This window comes from Pseudomonas sp. N-1-13 (assembly GCF_057787095.1).
In genome coordinates this window covers 5578783-5601061 of the sequence record NZ_JBYNRI010000001.1, presented here as the reverse complement: position 1 = coordinate 5601061, position 22279 = coordinate 5578783, and the positions used below count along the sequence as shown (strand labels likewise).

Here is a 22279-nt window from a genome sequence, read left to right as displayed (position 1 = left end):
AGCGCTTTGTGCGCGGCAGGGTCATTGGTCGGCTGGGAACCGGGTTCGTTTGGCTTGGTCTAGGCTTTTGCGTCTGGACACTTAAACCCAAGGAGCGTGCACCATGAGTATTTTTAGTTTTGTGAAGGAGGCCGGCGAAAAACTGATCGATCTGCTGACTCCCGGTAATGCCAACGCCAGTGAGCAACTGAAAGAACACATCAGCAAGGTTGGTCTTGGTAACCCGAATGTTCAGGCGACCATTGAGGGCGATAAAGTTACTGTTATTGGTGAGGTGGGTAGTCAGGAGGAGAAGGAGAAAATCCTGCTGGCGGTAGGCAACATCGCAGGTGTGGGCAGTGTTGATGATCAGATCACGGTAACCGGGCCAGTCGCCCAGGCCGCTCGCTTTGTTACCGTAAAAAAGGGCGACACACTCAGCGCCATCTCCAAAGCCGAATATGGCGATGCGAACAAGTACAACAAGATTTTTGAAGCCAACAAACCGATGCTGTCGCATCCGGACAAGATCTATCCGGGGCAGGTGCTGCGCATTCCCGAATAAAGCTTGAGGACCGCATTGTCTTCATCGCGAGCAGGCTCGCTCCCACACTGGATCTGTGGCGAACAAGGAACCTTGTGAGAGCGAGCCTGCTCGCGATGCTAACGGCCGGCTATCAAAGCCCGGCAATCAAATCCCGATAATCCCCCAACGCCTCGAACTCCCCCGTATCCTTCGGCCCTTTGCGGCTGTCCGGTACGCTGACCGCCAGCAGGTGTGCCACGCCGAATTCCCGGGCGCTGCGCAGCACTGGCAAGGTGTCGTCGATAAACAGGCTGCGGGCCGGGTCGAAGTTCAGATCGGCTTGCAGGGCATCCCAGAACTGCGGGCTTTCCTTGGGAAAACCGTAGTCGTGAGAGCTGATCAAACGTTCGAAGTAAGGGGCCAGTTCGATGCGTTCCAGCTTCAGGGACAACGAGTCGCGATGGGCGTTGGTGATCATTACCACCCGTTTACCCGCCCGCTGGATCGCCGCCAGGAACGTGTCGGCGTCCGGGCGCAGGGCAATCAGGTGCGCGGTTTCCAGCTTCAGTTCGCGCACCGGCAGTTTCAGCTCGGTGCTCCAGAAGTCCAGGCAATACCACTGCAATTGGCCGGCGTTGCGCTCGAACAGCGGCTGCAGCTCCAGCTCCGCCATGGCCCGGCTCACGCCATGCAGTTCGGCGTAGCGTTGGGGCAAGTGTTCCATCCAGAAATGGTTGTCGTAATGCAGGTCCAGCAGGGTGCCGTCCATGTCCAGCAGCACCGTATCGATCTCGTGCCAGGGCAGCAAGGCCATAAAACTTCTCCAGCGGTAATCGGATATCCGACACAAACAATCAGAATAGGCCGGGTATAGTAGCCCGCTATCGCCCAGGGAGCCGTTTATGCGCCAGAAACCCACCATACTCGATCGACGGATCGTCGCCACCAGCCGCCTGTTTTGCGTGGAAGAACTGAAACTGCGGTTTTCCAACGGCGTGGAGCGCACCTATGAGCGTTTGGCGGGCAAGGGCGCAGGTTACGGCGCGGTAATGATCGTGGCGATGCTCGACGCCGATCACGCCGTGTTGGTGGAAGAATACTGCGGCGGCACCGATGCCTACGAATTGTCCCTGCCCAAGGGTTTGATCGAGCCGGGTGAAGACGTGTTGGCGGCTGCTGAGCGGGAGCTTAAAGAAGAGGCCGGTTTTGGTGCGCGTCAATTGGAGCACCTGACTGAACTGTCCCTGTCCCCCGGCTACATGAGCCAGAAGATCCAGGTGGTGCTGGCGACCGATCTCTATGAAGAGCGGCTGGAAGGCGACGAGCCTGAGCCGATGCGCGTGGACAAGGTCAACCTGCGTGAGTTGTCGGCCTTGGCGCAAAATCCTCAATTCACGGAGGGCCGGGCCTTGGCGGCGCTGTACCTGGCCCGTGACCTGCTGACCCAGCGCGGAGCGTTCCTGTCATGAATTTCCCCCATCCTCTAATGGCCCCTGTGGTCGAGCTGGCGCTCAAGGCCGGTGAGGCGATCCTGCCGTTCTGGCGAGCCAATGTGCAGGTCAATCATAAGGCCGACGCATCGCCGGTGACCGCCGCGGACATGGCCGCTCACGATGTGATCGTGGCCGGGCTGACCGCGTTGGCGCCGGATATTGCAATCCTCTCCGAAGAGGACGCCAATATTGCGCAAAGCGTGCGCGCCGGCTGGCAACGCTGGTGGCTGGTGGACCCGCTGGACGGCACCAAGGAGTTCATTTCCGGCAGCGAAGAGTTCACCGTCAATATCGCACTGATCGAGCAGGGGCGGGTGGTGTTTGGCGTAGTGTCGATGCCCACCAATGGTCGCTTTTACGTCGGTGGCGCGGGGTTCGGCGCCTGGCGTGGCGACAAGGGGGGCGAGCCTTTGCCGATCGAAGTGCGTAACGTGCCGGCGCCGGGTGATGCTTTTACGGTGGTCGCCAGCCGTCGCCATACCAGCCCGGAGCAAGAGCGTCTCTTGGGCGGCTTGAGCGAGAGCCTGGGTGAGTTGCAACTGACCAGCATCGGCAGTTCGTTGAAATTCTGCCTGCTGGCCGAGGGCGCGGCGGATTGCTATCCGCGACTGGCGCCGACGTCCCAGTGGGACACCGCCGCCGCCCAAGGCGTGTTGGAGGGGGCAGGCGGCGAGGTGCTGGACCTACGCGGCGAACCGTTCTGCTATCCGCCGCGGGAGTCGCTGTTGAATGAATCCTTCCTGGCGTTGCCGGCAAAGGCGGCGTGGCGTGGGAAACTGCTGGAACTTGCCCGCTCCTGAATCGGCTGCCCCTTGCTGGACCTGGGACAGTTGTTGTGGCGAGGGAGCTTGCTCCGCCCCAATGCGTCTGCTGCGCAGCCGAGCGGGAGCAAGCTCCCTCGCCACAGGGGTTTTTGTGATGCTCGGGGGTCAGCGGTGCAACACGTACTGCCCCACAAATTGCACCGCTGGTGCTTCGCTTCCGGCATTTATCACCTGGGTCTGCAAGGTCAGTCGCGCGCGTCCGTAGCGCCGGTAGGTGGCCAGGAAGCGTTTCCAGACCTTTTCTTCGGGAGCCTGGCAAATGACTGTGGCGTCCCTCGTGACTGGCAGTGGATAGCTGATCTGCCCTTCCTGAATGACGATATGCCCGTCCTCAATGCCCTCTTCGCGCAGGGCCAGGTGCAGCCAGCCCCAGCCACCCAGCACCGCGCCGCAGTACAGGCTGCCGCCGAACATGGTGCTCTTGTGGTTGACGTTGGCCTCCAGCGGTAAAAACAGGCGCAGTTGCCGGGCCTGCCAGTCGAGCACCTTCAGGCCCATGTCCCGCGTCAACGGGATGTCGTGGTGCAGGATCGATTCCAGGTAGCGGCTGTCGCGGTTCATGCAGGGCCTCTTTTGAAAGGGAAGATGGCAATCACTCAAGCAGACTCAATCGGACTCATCGGCATGGCCCTGGCTATCGCCGAAGTTCAGCCCATGCTTGCGTAACTTGTCGTGCAAGGTCTTGCGCGGAATGCCCAGGGCTTCGGCGAGGCTGCGCACCGAGCTGTGAGGGCGGGCCAGTTCGGCGGCGATCAGGGTTTTCTCGAAGTTCTCCACCTGCTCGCTCAAGCCGCCGCTGATCACTTCGACCGGGGCACCGGGGCTACCGTCGGGCGCGCTGTTGTCCAGGGCCAGTTCCAGACCCAGGGCAAAACGCTCGGCGGCGTTCTGCAATTCTCGCACGTTGCCCGGCCAGCTATGGCGCAGCAGCAATGCCCGTTGGGCCGGTTGCAACTCGTGGGGCGGCAGGCCGTGACGGGCGCTGGCTTCGTCGGCGAAATGCTGGAACAGCATCAGGGCATCCTCACCGCGTTCACGCAGCGGGGGGATACGCAACGGCGCGACGTTCAGGCGGTAATACAGGTCGGCGCGAAAACGACCCTGATCAGCGGCCTGACGCAGGTCTTCCTTGGTGGCGGCGATGACGCGGATGTCCAGCGGGATCTGTTGATTGCCCCCCAGTCGTTCCACTACCCGCTCTTGCAGCAGCCGCAGCAGTTTGACCTGAACGTCCAGGCTCATGCTTTCGATTTCATCGAGAAACAGCGTACCGCCGTTGGCGAACTCGAACTTGCCGATGCGGCGCTTCTGCGCGCCGGTGAAAGCGCCGGGCTCATGACCGAACAGCTCGCTCTCCACCACCGACTCGGCCAGGGCTCCGGCGTTGATCGCGACGAACGGGCCGTTGCGCCGGCCCGACAGATCGTGCAGGGCTCGGGCGACTACCTCCTTGCCGGCCCCGGTTTCTCCGAGGATCAGCACATCGGCGCGGGTCGCCGCTAACGCACCGATCTGCTCGCGCAGGCGCAGTATCGAGGGCGATTGGCCGACGAGCCGGGCGCTGAGTTCATGGCGGTCGCTCAGGGCCAGGCGCAGGCTGCGGTTGTCCAGTACCAGGCGCCGCAAGGCCAGGGCCCGGCGCACGCTGTCGAGCAGGTGATCGCTGGGGAAAGGTTTCTCAAGGAAGTCATAGGCTCCGGCGCGCATGGCCTGGACTGCCAGCGGCACGTCGCCATGGCCGGTGATCAGCAACACCGGCAGCTCCGGGTCCTGGGCATGGAGTTCGCTCAGCAACTCAAGGCCGTCGATGCCCGGCATGCGAATGTCACTGACCACCACACCCGGCCAGTCGCGAGACAGTTGCCCGGCCACGCCTTTGGCCTCGGCCAGGGACAGGACCTTCAGGCCGGCCAGGTCGAGGGTCTGGCTCAAGGCCTGACGCAAGTGGGGATCGTCGTCGATCAACACCACCTCAATCCGGTTATCGATGGTCATACGCTACGGTCCTCGGACGGTTGCAGGCTCACACCGGGCGCGCCAGCGCGCAACTTCAGGGTAATCAGGGCGCCGCCTTCCTTGTGATTGGCGAACGACAGTTCACCGCCGAAGGCGCGCATCAGGGTGTCGCAAATCGCCAGCCCCAGGCCAAGGCCCTGGGTGCGGGTCTTGGTGGTGTAGAAGGGCTCGCCCGCGCGACCAAGGGCTTCCATGCAAAACCCCGGGCCGTTATCGCGGATGTACAGGTTGACGCCGGTTTCGGTGGCTTCGGCACTGAGCCAGAGTTTGCGCGGCGGGCCTTTTTCAGTCAGGGCGTCGAGAGCGTTGGCCAGCAGGTTGCCGAGCACCTGGCGCAAGCGCGTTTCCCCGGCCTCGACCCACAAAGTGGCGGCCGGCAGGTCGCGGATCAGTTCCACTTCCATGCTGCGCCGGCGCTTGGCGAGCAGTGCCAGGGCATCGTCCAGCGCCGGTTGCAGGGCGACACTTTCCGGGGCGTGACGGTCGCGGCGGGCGAAGGCGCGCAAGTGGGCAATGATCGAGGCCATGCGAGCGGTCAGCTCACTGATCAGCTTGAGGTTGCCTCGGGCGTCCTCGGTACGCTGGTGATCGAGCAATATTTCGGCGTTTTCGGCATAGCTGCGGATCGCCGCCAGCGGCTGGTTGAGTTCGTGGCTGATGCTGGCCGACATGGTGCCCAGGGCTGACAGCTTGCCGGCTTGCACCAGGTCATCCTGGGCGCGGACCAGTTCCTGCTGGGCCTGCTCGCGTTCCAGCACCTCTTGCTTGAGTCGCCGGTTCAGGCCTTCCAGGTCACTGGTGCGCTCGGCTACCCGGCCTTCCAGCTCCTGACGGGCCTTGCCTTCGAAGGCGATGCGGTCCAGGTAATGCCGCCGGCGCTGCATCATCAACCCGAGCAACAGCATCAGGACCAGCAAGGCCGCACCGCCGATGACCACCACGGTGCGCACCGGACGGTCGATCAGGGTACGCGGGGCGAGAATGCTCACGCTCCAGCGGGTCTCCTCAATGGACTGGGTCTGGATCAGCCAGGCGTTCGCATCCAGATTCAGCGGCTTGGGGTCGCGGGTCGGGTAGGGCTGTACGGCGCTGATGGACTGGCGCTCCTCGTCACTTAAGGGGCGGGTCGCGCGAAATCGCCATTCTTGTCGCGAAGTGAGGATCACCACGCCGTTGTGGTCGGTCACCAGCAGTTGTTCGGGGGTTTTGCCCCAGAGGCTTTCGGTGTGGTCCAGATCCACCTTGACCACCAGTACGCCGATCACTTTTTCCCGGTCGCGCACGGCAGCGGCGAAGAAGTAGCCGCGCTTGGCCGAGGTGGTGCCCAAGCCGAAGAAGCGTCCCAGCCGCCCGGCCATCGCCTCGATGTAATACGGCCGGAAGGCAAAATTGCGTCCGACGAAACTGTCGTGTTTATCCCAGTTCGATGCCGCGAGGGTCTTGCCGGTGGGGTCCATCAGGTACATGACTTCTGCGCCAGTCTGGGCGCTGATGTTTTTCAGCAGTCGATTGGCATTGCCCTGGATGATGCCGTCGTCCGGTGCCAGTAAAGTGGCGCGCAGGGCCGGCAGCTCACCGAGAATCTGTGGCAGCACTTCATAGCGATGCAGGGTGCCCAACAGGTTGGCGACGTAGAGATCGAGGGTCTGGCGGTTCTGCCCAGCCAGTTCACTGCGGTAGTAACGCTCGGCCAGATGTTCCAGCGGCCACAGCAACGGCGCCAGGCACAGCGCAAGCAAGGCCAGGCTGCGCCAGCGGGGTCTGCGGGGAAGAGTGGAATTCATGAGCATCAGGCGCCTGTGGGGACAGGCGCATTATGCCTAGTGTCCGGCGGCAAGGCACTGGTGCAGCGCGCTTTGCCAGTCTGGCTGACTTACACCCCATTGCTGAAGCAGGCGTGTGCAATCCAGACGCGAGTTCAGCGGGCGTGGGGCCGGGGTCGGGTAAGCACTGGAGGGGATGGGCTCAAGCACCGCGCAGGGTTTGTGCTGCTCGATCAGGTGCTCGCCGATGGCCTGGGCAAAGCCGAACCAGGACGTTTCACCCTGCGCCGTCAGGTGGTAAGTCCCCCAGGCGCCGCACCGGCCGGCCTGCCAACGTTCAATCAAGTGGGCGGTGCTGTCGGCGATAGTCCCGGCCCAGGTCGGTGCGCCGATCTGATCGTCCACCACCCGCAGGTGCGATTTTTCCTGCAGCAGGCGTTGCATGGTCAACAGGAAGTTGCGGCCTTCGTTGGAGTACACCCAACTGGTGCGCAAAATCAGGTGCTGCCCGGCGACGTGGCGAATGGCGTCCTCGCCGGCCAGCTTGCTGCGCCCGTAGACACTCAGCGGGTTGGGCGGGTCGGTCTCGGTGTAGGGCTCAGGCTTGCGACCATCGAAGACGTAATCGGTGGAGTAGTGGATCAGCGGGACACCCAACTCGACCGCCACTTGAGCCAGGACGCCCGGCGCCGTGGCATTGATGGCGAAGGCCCGTTCCGGTTCGCTCTCGGCCTGGTCGACGGCGGTGTGGGCGGCGGCGTTGATGATCAGGTCAGGCCGCAGGGCAGTGATGGGCGAACGAAGGTGATCGGGGCGCGCCAGGTCGAGTTGGTCGCTGCCGCGCACGATCAACTCAGCCATGCCGGCCAGGCGCGACTGGAGTGCTCGGGAGACCTGGCCGTTCTGGCCGATGATCAGGATGCGCAAGGAGGTACTCATGGGAACAGGTCGGCCTCGTGCAGAGCCTTGCCGGCCTGGTCCTTGGGTGAGAGGATCGGCGCACTCTCCAGTTCCCAGTCGATGGCCAGGTCCGGGTCGTCCCAGCGAATGCAGCGCTCGGCCGAGGGCGCGTAGTAGTCGGTGGTCTTGTAGAGGAAATCAGCGCAATCGCTGAGCACGACGAAGCCATGGGCGAAGCCTGGCGGGACCCACAGTTGCCGATGGTTCTGCGCTGACAGGCGTACGCCCACCCATTGCCCGAAAGTGGCCGAACTGCGGCGAATGTCCACCGCCACGTCGAGCACTTCCCCGGCAATGACCCGCACCAGTTTTCCCTGGGCCTGTTCGATCTGATAATGCAGGCCGCGCAACACGCCCCTGGCCGAGCGCGAGTGGTTATCCTGGACGAACTGCAACGCGCAGCCGGTGGCCTCGGCGAACGCCCGAGCGTTGAAACTCTCGTAGAAAAAGCCGCGATCATCACCGAAAACCTTCGGTTCGATGATCAGGACTTCAGGCAGGCGGGTGGCGATGACGTTCAACGTGTCTCTCCAGCGATCTGGAACAGGTATTGGCCGTAGCCGGTCTTGCCAAAGTACTGGGCGCGCTCAAGGATGTGCTCGCGGCTGACCCAGCCCTGTTGGTAGGCAATTTCTTCCAGGCAAGCGACTTTCAAACCTTGGCGGTGCTCGATGGTTTGCACATATTGCGAAGCCTCCAGCAGGCTGTCGTGGGTGCCGGTGTCCAGCCAGGCGAAACCACGGCCGAAACGCTCGACGTGCAGGTCGCCGCGGTGCAGGTAGGCGTTGTTGACGTCGGTGATTTCCAGTTCGCCTCGTTTGGAGGGTTTGATGGTCTTGGCGATCTGGATCACGTCGTTATCGTAGAAATACAGGCCGGTTACCGCGTAGCTGGATTTGGGCGCGGTAGGTTTTTCTTCAATGGAAATGGCCCGCCCTTGAGCATCGAAATCGATCACGCCAAAACGCTCAGGGTCTTTGACCCAGTAACCGAATACCGTCGCGCCCGTCTGCCGGGTGGCGGCCGTCTGCAGTTGTTCGCCGAAATGCTGCCCGTGAAAAATGTTGTCGCCCAGGATCAGGCACACCGGATCGTTGCCGATAAATTGCTCGCCGATCAGAAACGCCTGGGCCAGGCCATCGGGCGATGGCTGCTCGGCGTAGTGAAATTGCACGCCAAACTGACTGCCGTCGCCCAACAGATTGCGGTATTGCGGCAAGTCCTGAGGGGTGGAAATCACCAGGATGTCCTTGATGCCGGCGAGCATCAGCACCGAAATCGGGTAATAGATCATCGGCTTGTCGTAAACCGGTAGTAACTGCTTGGAAACCCCAAGGGTAATCGGGTGCAGTCGGGTGCCGGAGCCGCCGGCCAGAACAATGCCTTTCATCATGCAATCGCATCCTTGTTGTCGAGCGAGCCCAGGCGCTCGCCCTGATAGCTACCGTCCTGGACACGTCGGCACCACAGCAGGTTTTCGAGGTACCACTGCACGGTTTTACGCAGGCCGGTCTCGAAGGTTTCCCGGGGCGTCCAGCCCAGTTCACGCTCGATCTTGCCGGCATCGATGGCGTAGCGCAGGTCGTGACCGGGGCGGTCTTTGACGAAGGTGATCAGGTCGGCATAGTGCTCCACGCCGTCGGGCTTGTGGGGCGCCAGTTCTTCGAGCAGGGCGCAGATGCCGCGCACCACGTCGATGTTCTTCTGTTCATTGTGGCCGCCGATGTTGTAGGTCTCGCCCACGGCACCTTCGGTCACGACCTTGAGCAGCGCCCGGGCATGGTCTTCGACGTACAGCCAGTCGCGCACTTGTTGGCCGTCGCCGTATACCGGCAACGGCTTGCCGGCCAGGGCATTGAGGATCACCAGCGGAATCAGCTTCTCGGGAAAGTGAAACGGCCCATAGTTGTTGGAGCAGTTGGTCAGCAGCACGGGCAAGCCGTAAGTGCGTTGCCAGGCGCGTACCAGATGGTCGGAAGCCGCCTTGCTCGCCGAGTACGGCGAGCTGGGGGCGTAGGCGGTGGTTTCGGTGAACAAATCATCCACGCCGTGCAGGTCGCCATACACTTCGTCGGTGGAAATGTGATGGAAACGAAACGCGCGCTTCTGCGGCTCGGCCAGGGTCTGCCAATAGGCGCGGGTGGCTTCCAGCAGGCTGTAGGTGCCCACGATATTGGTCTGGATGAAGTCCGCCGGGCCGTCGATGGAGCGGTCGACGTGGGACTCGGCCGCCAGATGCATGATGGCCTCAGGTTTGAACCTTGCCAGTATCGCGCTGACCGTCGGTTGATCGACGATATCGGCCTGGACGAACTCGTAGCGGTTGTCGTGCTCGATGCTGCTCAGCGATTCGAGATTGCCGGCATAGGTCAGCTTGTCGAGGTTCAGGACCTGATGTCCGGTATCCAGGATCAAGTGCCGTATAAGCGCCGAGCCGATAAAACCGGCACCGCCAGTGATGAGAATGCGCATCCGATCAAGCCTTTTTCCGTGGAACAACAAAGCATTGGAGCATAGCTTGTCGGCATGGCGAGGGCGGTGCAAGCAGGATATTTCCGGGCACGCTCACGCGCTTGGCAATTCACCTGCGGCAAAGGGGTTGCTTATCCCCCGACTCAATGGCGAGATAGACATCCGATAAAACCACCTCAGGGGTCGTTGTATGCCACTCGCTACGTTGGTTCACCGTGCCAGTTTGCCAAGCCCACAGATCAGTGCCGAACAGGCGCTGGTGCTGCTGCGCTCGAATTACGGACTCAGCGGTGACCTGCGACCCTTGGGCAGCCAGCAGGACCTCAACTATCGCGTCGACAGCGAGCGCGGACGGTTTGTGCTGAAGATTTGCCATGGTGACTATGCCGTCCAGGAACTCCAGGCCCAGCATGCCGCCCTCAAGCACCTGGCCGAGCACGGCGCGGTAAAAGTGCCGCGGGTGATCGCCGCCAATAATGGCCAGGATCTGTTGACCCTGGAGCTCGCAGGGCAAGCGGTTCATGTACGACTGCTGGAGTACATCGACGGCCAGTCGCTCACCCAGCTTAACCATTGGGGACCTGAACTGGTCACGGGGCTGGGGCGCTTGTGCGCACAAATCGACCTGGCGCTGGCCACGTTCGATCACCCTGGCCTGGAGCGCACCCTGCAATGGGACGCCCGCCACGCCAATGCACTGGTCGGCCATCTGCTGCCCGTCATCGACGATGATCAAGAACGCAACCTGATCGCCGAGGCGGCGCAACAGGCCGAACGCCGCTTGCAGCCGCTCAAGGCCAGCCTGCCGGTGCAGGCGATCCACATGGACATCACCGATGACAACGTGGTCTGGCAGCGCGATGCCCAGCGCCAATGGCAATTGCAGGGCGTCATCGACTTCGGCGACCTGATCCGCACCTGGCGCGTTACCGATCTGTCGGTGACCTGTGCAGCCTTGTTGCACCATGCCGACGGCGATCCGTTTTTCATCCTGCCGGCGATCAAGGCTTACAACGCGCTCAACCCGCTGCAATATGAGGAGCTGCTGGCGCTTTGGCCGCTGATCGTTGCCCGCGCTGCCGTGCTGGTGCTCAGCGGTGAACAGCAGGTATCCATTGACCCGGAAAATCAATACAGCCGCGACAACCTGGACCATGAGTGGGAGATTTTCCGGATTGCTCAGTCGGTCCCGTTCGAACTGATGGAAGCGGCGATCCTCACGTCCGTGGGCCACCATCTGCCACCCGTTGCCAGTGAAGGCTTTGTGCCGCTGTTGCCGACCTTGGTGGGCCGCGAGTTCGCCCTGATCGACCTGGGTGTACTGAGCCCGCATTTCGAAGCCGGTAACTGGGAGCAGGAGGGGATCGATCAGCGTCTGCTGAGTGAAGCCGCCGCGGTCCATGGGTTGGCCGCCAGCCGCTACGGGCAGTACCGGTTGTCTCGGACCCGGCCGGACAGCGCCGTTGAACCGGATACTTATCCATTACACGTAGAATTGCAGGTGCCGCGGGGCACGCCGCTGGAATCGCCGTTCGCCGGGGTGGTGCACAAGGCTGCCGACGGCATGTTGCAACTGGACAGCGTGCAACTGAGCATTCGGCTGTGGGGCGTGACATCGCCGCTGCATTCCGGGGCTGCGCTGGTCAAGGGCCAGGTCTTGGGCGAAGTCGATGGACCGTTGCGGGTGCAGTTGTGTCGTGGCGCTCAGCTCAATCCGCCGTTGTTCTGCACGCCATCCAGGGCGCCGGCCTGGCAGGCGCTCTGCCCCTCACCAGCGGTGCTGCTGGGACTGGCCTGTGATGCCGAGCCAGAGATCGACCCCCAGCAGTTGCTGGCCCGTCGCGATGCGAGCTTTGCCCGTTCGCAGAAGCACTATTACGTTGATCCGCCGCGCATTGAGCGCGGCTGGCGCAATCACCTGATCGACATGCAGGGCCGCTCCTACCTGGACATGCTCAACAACGTCGCGGTACTGGGGCACGGGCATCCGCGCATGGCGGCGGTGGCCGCCCGGCAGTGGTCGCTGCTCAACACCAACTCCCGCTTTCACTATGCCGCGATTGCCGAATTTTCCGAGCGCTTGCTGGCGCTGGCGCCGCCCGGCATGGATCGGGTATTTCTGGTCAACAGTGGCACCGAGGCCAACGACCTGGCGATCCGCCTGGCCTGGGCCTACAGCGGCGGCCGGGACATGCTCAGTGTGCTGGAGGCCTATCACGGCTGGTCGGTAGCGGCCGATGCGGTCTCGACGTCCATTGCCGACAACCCTCAGGCCCTGAGCAGTCGCCCGGATTGGGTGCATCCGGTGACCGCGCCAAACACTTATCGCGGTGAATTCCGCGGCCCCAACAGCGCGCCGGACTACCTGCGCAGCGTCGAGCACAACCTGGCAAAAATCGCCGAACACAAGCGCCAGCTCGCCGGCTTCATCTGCGAACCGGTGTACGGCAATGCTGGCGGGATCGCACTGCCGCCGGGGTATCTGAAGCAGGTCTACGCGCTGGTGCGCGAGCGCGGCGGCGTCTGCATCGCTGACGAAGTGCAAGTCGGCTACGGGCGCATGGGAGAATTTTTCTGGGGCTTCGAAGAACAGGATGTAGTACCGGACATCATCACCATGGCCAAGGGCATGGGTAACGGCCAGCCGCTGGGAGCGGTCATCACCCGCCGGGAAATCGCCGAGGCGCTGGAAGCAGAAGGGTATTTTTTCTCGTCAGCCGGCGGCAGCCCGGTCAGTTGCCAGATCGGCATGGCCGTGCTGGACGTCATGGAAGAAGAAAAACTGTGGGAAAACGCCCGGGCAGTGGGTGGGCATTTCAAGGCCCGCCTGCAAGCTTTGATCGACCGATATCCGTTGGTCGGTGCGGTGCATGGCTCCGGTTTTTACCTGGGCGTGGAACTGATCCGCAACCGCGACACCCTCGAGCCGGCCACCGAAGAAACCACGGCGCTGTGCAATCGCCTGCGGGAGCTGGGTATTTTCATGCAACCGACCGGCGACTACCTGAACATCCTCAAGATCAAACCGCCGATGGTCACCACCCGCCAGAGCGTGGATTTCTTTGTCGATATGTTGGCGAAGGTGTTGGACGAGGGGCTTTGACTAACTGAGGCAAACGCTTTCCCTGTGGGAGCGGGCTTGCTCGCGATAGTGGTGAACCCGTCTGCAGCGATGTCAGATGGGGGATCGCATTGCGAGCAGGCTCGCTCCCACAAGGTTTTGCGTGGTTGATAGTTCGATTTTTGTCGGTATTTTTTGCGACTGGCGTGTGGTTTTAAATCTGTATCGCTTCTAAAGTCGATTTTTATCGGTTATAAAGTCGGCACCACACATGCTCTGGAGCTCCCTTCATGAGTCGTATCGTCACCGTTGCCGCCACCCAGATGGCCTGTTCCTGGGATCTGGAGGCCAATATCGAGATCGCTGAACAGCAGGTTCGCGAGGCCGCCGCCAAAGGGGCGCAGATCATCTTGCTCCAGGAGTTGTTCGAGACGCCGTACTTTTGCCAGAAGCCCAACCCGGACTACCTGCAATTGGCGACTCCGGTCGAAGATAACGTCGCCATCAGGCATTTTCAGAAAGTTGCCAGGGAGCTTCAGGTCGTCTTGCCCATCAGCTTTTTTGAACGGGCCGGTCGTGCGCGTTTCAACAGTATTGCGATCATTGATGCCGACGGCCGTAACCTGGGGGTATACCGCAAGAGTCACATCCCGGACGGTCCTGGCTACCATGAGAAGTACTATTTCAACCCTGGCGATACCGGTTTCAAGGTCTGGAATACCCGCTACGCCAGGATCGGCGTGGGCATCTGCTGGGACCAGTGGTTTCCCGAGTGCGCCCGCAGCATGGCGCTGCAAGGTGCGGAAATCCTGTTTTACCCGACCGCCATTGGCAGCGAGCCGCACGACAAAAGCATTTCGTCCCGCGATCACTGGCAGCGCGTGCAACAAGGCCATGCCGGCGCGAACGTAATGCCGCTGGTGGCCAGCAACCGCATCGGCAACGAAGAGCAGGATGGCTACGACATCACGTTCTACGGCTCCTCGTTCATCGCCAATCAGTTCGGTGAAAAGGTCCAGGAATTGAACGAAACCGAAGAAGGCGTGCTGGTGCACAGCTTTGACCTGGACGAGCTGGAACACATTCGCAGTGCCTGGGGCACTTTCCGTGATCGTCGTGCGGACCTGTACGGCTCGATCAAAACTCTCGATGGCTCACTGGAGTCCTGATTTATGACAACGTTGAACAGCACTCCCCGCGCGGATGGTTTCCACATGCCTGCCGAGTGGGCACCCCAGACCCAGGTCTGGATGGTCTGGCCCGAGCGCCCTGACAACTGGCGCCTGGGCGGCAAGCCCGCGCAGGCCGCTCATGTGGCGGTCGCCAAAGCCATCGCCCGCTTCGAACCGGTAACCGTGGCGGTGTCCGCGAACCAATACGAAAATGCCCGGGCGCATCTCGATGTGCCGAATATCCGCGTGGTAGAAATGTCCAGCGACGATGCCTGGGTCCGGGACACCGGCCCGACGTTTGTCATCAATGACAGTGGCGAAGTGCGCGGCGTCGACTGGGATTTCAACGCCTGGGGTGGGTTTGACGGTGGCCTGTATGCGCCGTGGAACCGGGATTCGCAAGTGGCCAGCAAGATTCTCGAGATCGAACGTAGCCCGCGTTACCGCACCGAAGGCTTCGTGCTTGAGGGCGGCTCAATCCACGTCGATGGCGAGGGCACCCTGATCACCACCGAGGAATGCCTGCTCAACCGCAATCGCAACCCGCACTTGAGCCGCGAAGACATCGAGGCGGTGCTCAGCGCGCAGTTGGCTGTGGACAAGATCATTTGGCTGCCGGACGGCCTGTTCAACGACGAAACCGACGGGCATGTGGATAACTTCTGCTGCTACGTGCGCCCTGGCGAAGTATTGCTGGCCTGGACCGATGACCCGCAGGACCCGAACTACGCCCGCTGCCACGCCGCGATGGACGTCCTGCAAAACAGCACTGACGCCAAGGGACGCCCGTTCACAGTGCACAAAATGCCAATTCCGGGGCCGTTGTATGCCACTGAAGAGGAATGCGCCGGCGTGGACGCGGTGCAGGGTTCCCAGGAGCGCAATCCGACCGTGCGGTTGGCCGGTTCCTACGTGAATTTCCTGATCGTCAACGGCGGCATCATCGCACCGAGTTTCGACGATCCACTGGATGGCCCGGCGAAGGCGCTTCTGCAAGGGCTTTTTCCAGAGCTCGAAGTGGTCATGGTGCCGGGGCGCGAACTGTTACTGGGGGGCGGAAACATCCACTGCCTTACCCAACAACAGCCTGCGCCGCGCACAAAATGAGTGGTGATGTAACAGCCAGGTAATAGCGCTGGCGGCAGCTCTGCGCCGGGCTTTTTGGATCCATTTTGCTTTGGCCCGCGGCCTGATTGGGGATGCGGGCTTTTTTATGTCTGCAGATCGGCAGTGCAGGCACATTGGCATAGCTCTTGTATCTGTATCCCGGCAGTTCTGGGGAGCGGAGCTGAGTTGTTTTGTCATAAACCTTGGATAAATTGGCCGCTCATCAACCAGGAGAGGGCGCTGGAATGAATATGATAAGCGAGCGCACATACCATCCCTTGGCCGTTGTCAATGGTGAGTCGCTTAAAGCTTTGGCACAGTGGTTGAAGTCCAACGGAACGCGTCAGACCAGAGAACCCGATCCGCGTCGGATGATCATGGAACGCTACCCGGATGGCCTGTTCAGCGAGGCTGAGCTGGAAGCACTGTGGGACGTGATGCAAGGATAGAATTCGACGGATTGAGAAAAGGCGCTGGCCAGGATGGCAGCGCTTTTTTTGTGGCTGATGGTTCTGTGTTGAACACTGAGCCCATTTGAAGGTTGTTTTTAGAAGTTTTTCGCCTGATTACAGACGATTCACGAAATTGACACATCATTGAAGGCGGGACTAGGATTCGTCCACGCCTGTGGCTAACAGCCATGACTCTTAAATAATAAAAAGGCCCGCCACGATCATTCGTGGGCGGGCCTTTTCATTATTTTCAGGAGCAAGAGTCCGAAAAAGAGCGCAAAAGCGCCGTTTCGGCTGCCGTCGCAGTGCGTATCAACCCGTATAAGGAAAATAATCATGTTGAACAAGCGCATTGCTCTGATCGCACTGGGGATTTTAAACACGACATATGCCATGGCCAGCGACCAGGCTGAGTCCAAGGGGTTCGTTGAGGACAGCAGCCTGAACGTGCTGTTACGCAACGCCTATATCAATCGCGACTACAAAAACGGTAATGAAGACAAAGCCGAATGGGGGCAGGCCGCCATCGGAACGTTCTCGTCCGGCTTTACCCAAGGCACTGTCGGTGTAGGGGTGGACGCCTTCGGACTGTACGCGCTGCGTCTGGATGGCGGCAAAGGTCGCAGCGGTGCGGGCGGCATCGACTTCTTCAAGCAAGGCGACAGCGGCAACGCGGCCGATGACCTGTCCAAGTTTGGTGCGGCGGTCAAATTCCGTGTTTCCAATACCGTGTTGGCCTACGGTGACCAGATGCCGGCGTTGCCGGTGCTGAGCTACGACAACTCGCGCCTGCTGCCGGAAAGCTACACCGGCACGCTGATCACCTCCAAAGAGATCAAGGGCCTGGAGCTGAACGCTGGACGTTTCACCGCCGAGTCGCGCAAGAGCGCCGAGGGTCGTGACAGCGGTGGCCTGAAGTCGATCAACGTATTGGGCGGCAGCTATCAGTTCACCGAGCAGTTCAAGGCTTCGCTCTACGCCTCGGATGTCGAGGACGTGTTGAAGAAGCAGTACGTGAACGCCAACTACGTATTCCCGCTGGCCAAGGATCAATCCCTGACCCTGGACTTCAACGGCTATCGCACCAAGCTGGACAACAGCTATGTTCGCGAAAACAACGTCACCGGCGACGACAACAAGATCTGGAGCCTGGCCGCCACCTTCGCCACCGGCCCGCACAGTTTCACCCTCGCTCACCAGCGCAGCACTGGTGACAGCAACCTGGGCTACGCCTATGGCGGTTATCAGCGTGGGCAGAATCGTGTAGGGGACGGCGGCAATACGATCTACCTGGCCAACTCCTACTGGTCCGACTTCAATGCTGAAGACGAGCGCAGCTGGCAACTGGGTTATGGCCTGGATTTCACCACGTTCGGGATTCCCGGTCTGACGTATAACGTGGCTTATGTGCGTGGCGATAACATCACCACCTCCACCAGCGAAGGTGGCACCGAGCGCGAGATCTTCAACCAGTTCAAGTACGTAGTCCAGAACGGTCCCGCCAAAGACCTGAGCGTGCGGTTGCGCAGTTCCTTCCTGCGTGTTTCGCAGAAATCCAGCGAGTACAACGTCAGCGGCAATGAGCTGCGGGTGTTCGTGGATTATCCGATCAGCGTCTTCTGATGCCTGATCACGTTACAAGCGTCTGATGAAAAACCCCGAGCGCAAACTCGGGGTTTTTTCTTTGGACGGCAAAAAAAACGTTGGAACAGTCTGTTTTCCCGAGAAAAAGTCGTACTAATGAAACATTGTCCACCGTTTCAAGCATGGCTTGAAATGCCTCAAATACTTTCTCATGGACGTAAATCCTGTACCTACTAGATTAGGCTGCTCAATGCAGTGGAGACCTATGAAAAATGATCGTTCTGAACAGGGAAGTAGGCGAAGCGCTGAGGCGTGACAAATACGTCAACGTCCGCGGTGGAGACTTCAATCTCTACGGTCATTTCGGCGACTTTGTCCGGCTGACCAAGAGCTGGGAAAACATGGAGCCCGACAGCTACTACGGCCAGGCCGAGTCAGGCATGCGTTTTCGCCGCTATAGCGACTTCGAATACAACCCCAGGACCCGCGACCTTACGCAGCTCGAGCATCGGGCCTACATTCAGTCCAAGGCCAACAACAGCTATGTCGGTGGACTGGAGCGGCACTTCCAGGACTTTTCCAACGAAGTGATCAACTCACCGGTGATGCGCAGTCTGATCGACACGGACTTTGAGGTGTACAAGAACGTCCTTCCTCAGGAGCTGCACGAGGAAATCTGGCAGTGCCAGATCCACCAGATCCGTATCGAGATCAAGCCGGGCAAGCAACTGGAAATCACCCCTGAAGGGATCCATTGCGATGGGTATCCGTTCAGCGGCGTGCACTTCTGGGGCCGTCATAATGTGGCCGGCGCAGAGAGTCGTCTGTACACCGCCCAGGAAGAACAACTGGCAGCGATTACCTACGAGGACATTCTCGACACCACGTTCTTCCTCGACCGCGACATGCGCCATTACGTCACCCCGGCCCGGAACGTCCACAGCCATGAAATGGCTTTCAGGCAGATCCTGGCGATTTCCTTCTCGCGGCCCGGGACCGCTTTCGACATTGTTCGCTGAACAGCTCGAACCCATGGACGATCTGGAGCAACAGGTTCTGTTGCGCCGGGCAATGGTCAGGGACGCCGAACGACTGGAGCAGTTTTTTCGCGGTTTCGACGAAGTGTCGTTCTGCGAGTGGCAGGATGCCCGATTCTTGCGCGGGGTATTGTTGCAGGACACCACCACCGCGTACCTGGCCGTCGATGTCAGCGGTGAAGTGGTGGGGGCGGTGATTGGCGGCATGCTCGGCACCCGTGGCACCATCAATCACCTGGCCGTCAGCCCGGGGCATAGAACCCGAGGCTTGGGCCAGCGTCTGGTGGAGGCTGCATCGGCCGACATGAAACGGGTCGGCGTACTGCGCATGTTCCTGTTCGTCGACGATGCTAATCTGGCCGGCAAGCGGTTTTGGGCAGCCCAAGGCTTTTGTGAGCCTCGGGGTGAAATCACTTTCGAGAGGGATCTATGAGCAAGACTTCCAGCCAGCCGCTGGTGGTCGAACCACAAGCCTCGCGTACCTTTGCTGAAGCCAGTCCGGTGGTAGCGGGTTATTTTACGGTTTCGTTTGTGTTCGGTCTGATGGCGGTCAACGCCGGGTTGCCCTTGTGGCTGCCGGTGGCGATGTGCCTGTTCGTTTACGCGGGCGCTTCGCAATTTGCGGCGCTGGCGTTGATTTCCAGTGGAGCATCGCTGACCACTATCGTGCTCACCACCTTCCTGATCAACGCGCGACACATGCTGATGTCGGTCTACATGGCCAAGGCATTGCGTGCGCTGGGGCTCAGTCGTTTCGAGCGCTGGTGCTACGCGGCGGGGCTCACGGACGAGTCATTCGCTTTCCACAGCGTCAAGCTCGGCACCGGTGCGCCGGTCAGCGTGCGTTACCTGATCGGCTTCAACCTCTTTTGCCACACCTCCTGGGTGCTGGGTGGCCTGTTGGGAGCGGTGTGTGCGCAATACGCAGCGCACCTGATCAAATACCAGCTCGACTACGCCTTGACCGCGATGATGCTCTACGTGCTGGTTTCGCTGTGCAATACCCGTAACAAACTGATCGCTGCCCTGGCGGCGGTCGTCTGCATGGGCGGGCTGAGCCTGCTGGGCAGCTCGCCGTTCAATGTCTTCATTGCCACGTTCGTTGGCTGCGGGGTGGGCGTATGCCTGACCAAACGTTCCTGATCCTGGTCGTGGCCCTGATGATGGCGGTGACCTTTCTGCCACGGGCCCTGCCGCTGCAGGTCAATACTGAAAACTGGCCACCGTTCGTCGCCCGCGCCCTGGAATACCTGCCGGTGGCGATCGTCGCTGCCATCAGCCTCACCCCGTTGTTGATCAAGGATCAGCAGATACAACTCGACCGCCCGGAATTCTATGCCGCGATTCCGACGCTGTTATGTGCGTATTTCAGCCGCAACCTGTTTCTCAGTGTGGCGGTGGGCACGGCGGCGTACATCGCGCTCGGTTCGTTCCTTTAGCGTCAGGTCCACAACATCGTGCAGCGCCTGGCCGGACAACTCTGGATTATTCACCGCCAGGCGGACCTCGAGGAAATCCTCGAAGTCCGGGAAAATCGTCAGGTCGTTACGCAGCGCCGCTTCCCGGGACACCAGCCCCAGGCCATCGAGTTGGGTAATCAACGACAATGTCAGCGTTTCACTGCAGGAATACACCATCCGCTGACTGGAGCCGTACTCGCCCAGGCCGGCATCCAGGAAGCGAAGGAAACTGTGGGAATACGGACATTCCTCGGCCGGACGCACCTGAAACTTATCGCCGAGCAAACCGAGGGAGTCGTCCTCTTCGCCACAATGGGCGCCGACCACCTGCACCTGGACGTCCGGCATTGTGATGCTGGAAAAGCCGCTCTGCTGCGGACCGATCAGGATCGCCAGGTCAAAATCTTCGTTCTTGAGCTTGCTCAGGTTCTCCATCGACTCGGCGTAGCTGAACTCCAACTGATACTGAGGAAACACGGCGATCAGCCGATCGATCATCCGCCGGTTGAACTCCGCCGGCAGCGTGGTATTGAGCGCCACTCTCAGCGTGCGCTGCCGAGGCGTCTTCAGCGCCGCGACCTTCTCTTCCAACTGCCGCGTGGCAACCAGCACCTGATCCATGAACGGCGTCAGTTCCGAGCCTTGGCTCGTCAACGTCAGGCCCTTGTTCGACCGCCGGAACAACCGGAAGCCGAACTGCTCCTCAACTTTGTTCAACTGTGCCGCCAATGCCTGCACCGTGAGGCACGAATGTTCCGCCGCCGCCGACAAGGAGCCGGTCTGCACGATGCGCATGAGGTTGCGTAAGGTTCTGCTATCCATGAGGTAATGCCCTCTGCTTAAGTGGGCTCGCTATTGTTGTGCACCTGGCCCGGTCAGGCAGTGCATGCCGGCTATCATCATGTACCTTGCCACGGTTGTCGCGGTTTTGTGGCGAAAAGCTCCGGCAGACGATGGTTGGAGCTTATGCGGGATTTGGGTTTTTTGCCTGATCAACGGTAATCGGGGCGGTCAGCGAGTCCGTAAGTGGCTGGAGCAAGGAAAATTCCTGCACACAGCTCGCTGAATGGTTCAGGCAGAGGGTGGTAAAAATCCGCTTGCGAATAAAAAATAATAATTTATCCGTATTTGTACTACTCTCTAGGTGTCACCCCCTAGCAATGGAGCCCAAATTTTATGGCAACCTCCTCCATCACCCTCAACGCGCAGCAACAATTGGACTCCCCGGACGCGGGTCGGGTCGCGTTGAAGTTTTTCTTCAATCTTATGGCGTTGTGGGGCTGCAGTGTCGAGCAGCAGCGCACATTGCTGGGCAAGGTAGGCAACACGACTTTCTATAAGTACAAGCAATTACCGGAAAACGTCAGGCTGCCTCACGACACACTGGAGCGCATTTCCTACCTCATGGGTATTCACAAGGCGCTGAGCATCATCTTCAGCAACAGCCGGGACCGCGCTTACCAGTGGGTCAACAGCCCTAATACCGCTGCGCCCTTCAACGGCCAGTCGGCACTGGCCTACATGCTTGCCGGGCGGGTGGTAGACATTGCCGATGTGCGGCGTTACCTCGACGGAGTGCGCGGTTGATGACGCCACCACTGGCGGACCCGCAATGGAAGCGTGCCTACCGGATCGTCAACAGCAGCTTCCCGCCGATTGCGCTGTTCGAAGACGTGCTCGATCCCGAGGACCTGCCCACCGCGTATGCCCTGGAAGCACTGACCAACGACCGGCTCATGGAAGAAGCCGGGGTGCTGTCCCGGGTACGCCCCGAGGACCGCATTTCCGGGCCCGGCTCCTCGCCGGTGATGGCCGCGTTTACCCATATCGGCAAAAGCAGCCGCTTCAGTGACGGCACCTTCGGTGTCTACTACGCCGCCAGCAGCCAGGAAGCGGCCATTGCCGAGACCTGCTACCACCAGGCGCGATTCCTCGGAGCGACCAACGAGCCGGATCTGGAATTGACCATGCGCACTTACGTCAACAAGGTCATCAAGCCGCTGCACGACATCCGCCAGGACTACCCGCACCTGCACGACCCGGACCCCACCGCCTACGGTCCGTCCCAGGTGTTCGCCCGGCAACTGCGTGAAACCTTGTCCTGGGGCTTGCTGTACAACAGCGTCCGCCTGCCCGGCCACGAATGCGTGGCGGCGTTTCGTCCACCGGCGGTTTCGATTCCGGTGCAGGGCAAGCATATCCGGTACGTCTGGAGCGCCCAGAAGCGGGAGATTTCGTTTGTGTTTGAGGTGAGCGAGGTGTGAGTCAGGTCTTTAGGGTGTTTTGGCTGGGCAATAATTATTGCCCAGCCAAAATTTTCAATAATTCGCGAGTATTGAAAGCACGGGCTGCTACACAGCCGAGCGAGAGCAA

The 22279-nt window shown here is 60.6% G+C and carries 23 protein-coding genes; 14 read left to right on the top strand and 9 right to left on the bottom strand.

What is annotated here, in order from left to right:
- Positions 1-103: 103 nt before the first annotated feature.
- A complete protein-coding gene (lysM, locus tag AC3I65_RS25135; RefSeq protein ID WP_107323084.1) occupies positions 104-544 on the top strand; it encodes a peptidoglycan-binding protein LysM in 441 nt (146 codons plus the stop codon).
- A 112-nt stretch (positions 545-656) separates the two neighbouring features.
- On the opposite strand, the gene yrfG is transcribed toward lysM, so the two are convergent.
- Positions 657-1319 (bottom strand): GMP/IMP nucleotidase, encoded by a 663-nt coding sequence (gene yrfG / locus AC3I65_RS25130; protein WP_047226857.1) that lies wholly within the window; start codon positions 1317-1319, stop codon positions 657-659.
- Between the two features lie 88 nt (positions 1320-1407).
- Here yrfG and nudE point away from each other — a divergent pair, with 88 nt between their 5' ends.
- Both nudE and cysQ read left to right on the top strand, forming a co-directional pair.
- Positions 1408-1974 carry an ADP compounds hydrolase NudE gene (gene nudE, locus AC3I65_RS25125; protein ID WP_160894030.1) on the top strand — a complete coding sequence of 189 codons (567 nt, stop codon included), beginning with the start codon at positions 1408-1410 and terminating at the stop codon, positions 1972-1974.
- Complete coding sequence (gene cysQ, locus AC3I65_RS25120; protein WP_173406435.1) at positions 1971-2798, top strand: 3'(2'),5'-bisphosphate nucleotidase CysQ; 828 nt, start codon at positions 1971-1973, stop codon at positions 2796-2798. Before nudE ends, cysQ begins: the two co-directional genes overlap by 4 nt.
- 129 nt (positions 2799-2927) lie before the next feature.
- Here the strand turns inward: cysQ and AC3I65_RS25115 are convergent, their stop codons facing one another.
- The 7 genes from AC3I65_RS25115 to rfbB are packed head-to-tail and all read right to left on the bottom strand — an operon-like array spanning position 2928 to position 10033.
- Positions 2928-3383, bottom strand: coding sequence for a YiiD C-terminal domain-containing protein (locus tag AC3I65_RS25115; RefSeq protein WP_047226860.1), 456 nt, complete (start codon positions 3381-3383; stop codon positions 2928-2930).
- A gap of 45 nt (positions 3384-3428) precedes the next feature.
- Positions 3429-4817 (bottom strand): sigma-54-dependent transcriptional regulator, encoded by a 1389-nt coding sequence (locus tag AC3I65_RS25110; RefSeq protein ID WP_047226861.1) that lies wholly within the window; start codon positions 4815-4817, stop codon positions 3429-3431.
- On the bottom strand, positions 4814-6622 hold the full coding sequence (locus tag AC3I65_RS25105) for a sensor histidine kinase (RefSeq protein ID WP_047226961.1): 1809 nt from the start codon (positions 6620-6622) through the stop codon (positions 4814-4816). Before AC3I65_RS25105 ends, AC3I65_RS25110 begins: the two co-directional genes overlap by 4 nt.
- A gap of 36 nt (positions 6623-6658) precedes the next feature.
- The gene (rfbD, locus tag AC3I65_RS25100; RefSeq protein WP_047226862.1) at positions 6659-7540 is read right to left on the bottom strand and encodes a dTDP-4-dehydrorhamnose reductase; all 882 of its coding nucleotides are present in this window, start codon (positions 7538-7540) and stop codon (positions 6659-6661) included.
- Positions 7537-8082, bottom strand: a complete 546-nt coding sequence (gene rfbC, locus AC3I65_RS25095; protein WP_047226863.1) for a dTDP-4-dehydrorhamnose 3,5-epimerase — start codon at positions 8080-8082, stop codon at positions 7537-7539. Before rfbC ends, rfbD begins: the two co-directional genes overlap by 4 nt.
- The gene (gene rfbA, locus AC3I65_RS25090) at positions 8079-8954 is read right to left on the bottom strand and encodes a glucose-1-phosphate thymidylyltransferase RfbA (protein ID WP_047226864.1); all 876 of its coding nucleotides are present in this window, start codon (positions 8952-8954) and stop codon (positions 8079-8081) included. Before rfbA ends, rfbC begins: the two co-directional genes overlap by 4 nt.
- Complete coding sequence (gene rfbB, locus AC3I65_RS25085) at positions 8951-10033, bottom strand: dTDP-glucose 4,6-dehydratase (RefSeq protein ID WP_139048819.1); 1083 nt, start codon at positions 10031-10033, stop codon at positions 8951-8953. The genes rfbA and rfbB overlap by 4 nt, the downstream gene beginning before the upstream one ends.
- 190 nt (positions 10034-10223) lie before the next feature.
- Here rfbB and AC3I65_RS25080 point away from each other — a divergent pair, with 190 nt between their 5' ends.
- From AC3I65_RS25080 to AC3I65_RS25040, 9 genes are all read left to right on the top strand, one after another.
- The gene (locus tag AC3I65_RS25080) at positions 10224-13136 is read left to right on the top strand and encodes an aminotransferase (protein ID WP_076383286.1); all 2913 of its coding nucleotides are present in this window, start codon (positions 10224-10226) and stop codon (positions 13134-13136) included.
- Between the two features lie 248 nt (positions 13137-13384).
- Positions 13385-14263, top strand: coding sequence for an N-carbamoylputrescine amidase (gene aguB, locus AC3I65_RS25075; protein WP_076383287.1), 879 nt, complete (start codon positions 13385-13387; stop codon positions 14261-14263).
- A gap of 3 nt (positions 14264-14266) precedes the next feature.
- Complete coding sequence (gene aguA, locus AC3I65_RS25070) at positions 14267-15373, top strand: agmatine deiminase (RefSeq protein ID WP_488524251.1); 1107 nt, start codon at positions 14267-14269, stop codon at positions 15371-15373.
- 245 nt (positions 15374-15618) lie between these two features.
- The gene (locus tag AC3I65_RS25065) at positions 15619-15822 is read left to right on the top strand and encodes a hypothetical protein (RefSeq protein ID WP_047226869.1); all 204 of its coding nucleotides are present in this window, start codon (positions 15619-15621) and stop codon (positions 15820-15822) included.
- 339 nt (positions 15823-16161) lie between these two features.
- Positions 16162-17448, top strand: a complete 1287-nt coding sequence (locus tag AC3I65_RS25060) for an OprD family porin (RefSeq protein ID WP_188251767.1) — start codon at positions 16162-16164, stop codon at positions 17446-17448.
- Positions 17449-17681: 233 nt separating this feature from the next.
- Positions 17682-18428: a 2OG-Fe dioxygenase family protein gene (locus tag AC3I65_RS25055; RefSeq protein WP_047226871.1), complete on the top strand. Its 747-nt coding sequence runs from the start codon at positions 17682-17684 to the stop codon at positions 18426-18428.
- Between the two features lie 13 nt (positions 18429-18441).
- Entirely contained in the window at positions 18442-18879 is a 438-nt protein-coding gene (locus tag AC3I65_RS25050; protein WP_171061302.1) for a GNAT family N-acetyltransferase, read from the top strand.
- Positions 18876-19589 carry an AzlC family ABC transporter permease gene (locus tag AC3I65_RS25045; protein WP_047226872.1) on the top strand — a complete coding sequence of 238 codons (714 nt, stop codon included), beginning with the start codon at positions 18876-18878 and terminating at the stop codon, positions 19587-19589. Before AC3I65_RS25050 ends, AC3I65_RS25045 begins: the two co-directional genes overlap by 4 nt.
- Positions 19568-19885 carry an AzlD domain-containing protein gene (locus AC3I65_RS25040; protein ID WP_047226873.1) on the top strand — a complete coding sequence of 106 codons (318 nt, stop codon included), beginning with the start codon at positions 19568-19570 and terminating at the stop codon, positions 19883-19885. The genes AC3I65_RS25045 and AC3I65_RS25040 overlap by 22 nt, the downstream gene beginning before the upstream one ends.
- On the opposite strand, the gene AC3I65_RS25035 is transcribed toward AC3I65_RS25040, so the two are convergent.
- Positions 19802-20728, bottom strand: a complete 927-nt coding sequence (locus AC3I65_RS25035; protein ID WP_047226874.1) for a LysR family transcriptional regulator — start codon at positions 20726-20728, stop codon at positions 19802-19804. The two genes, AC3I65_RS25040 and AC3I65_RS25035, sit on opposite strands and share 84 nt — an antisense overlap.
- A gap of 354 nt (positions 20729-21082) precedes the next feature.
- On the opposite strand from AC3I65_RS25035, the gene AC3I65_RS25030 reads away from it, so the two are divergent.
- Positions 21083-21493 (top strand): MbcA/ParS/Xre antitoxin family protein, encoded by a 411-nt coding sequence (locus AC3I65_RS25030; protein WP_047226875.1) that lies wholly within the window; start codon positions 21083-21085, stop codon positions 21491-21493.
- The gene (locus AC3I65_RS25025) at positions 21493-22170 is read left to right on the top strand and encodes an RES family NAD+ phosphorylase (RefSeq protein ID WP_047226876.1); all 678 of its coding nucleotides are present in this window, start codon (positions 21493-21495) and stop codon (positions 22168-22170) included. Before AC3I65_RS25030 ends, AC3I65_RS25025 begins: the two co-directional genes overlap by 1 nt.
- Positions 22171-22279: the final 109 nt, after the last annotated feature.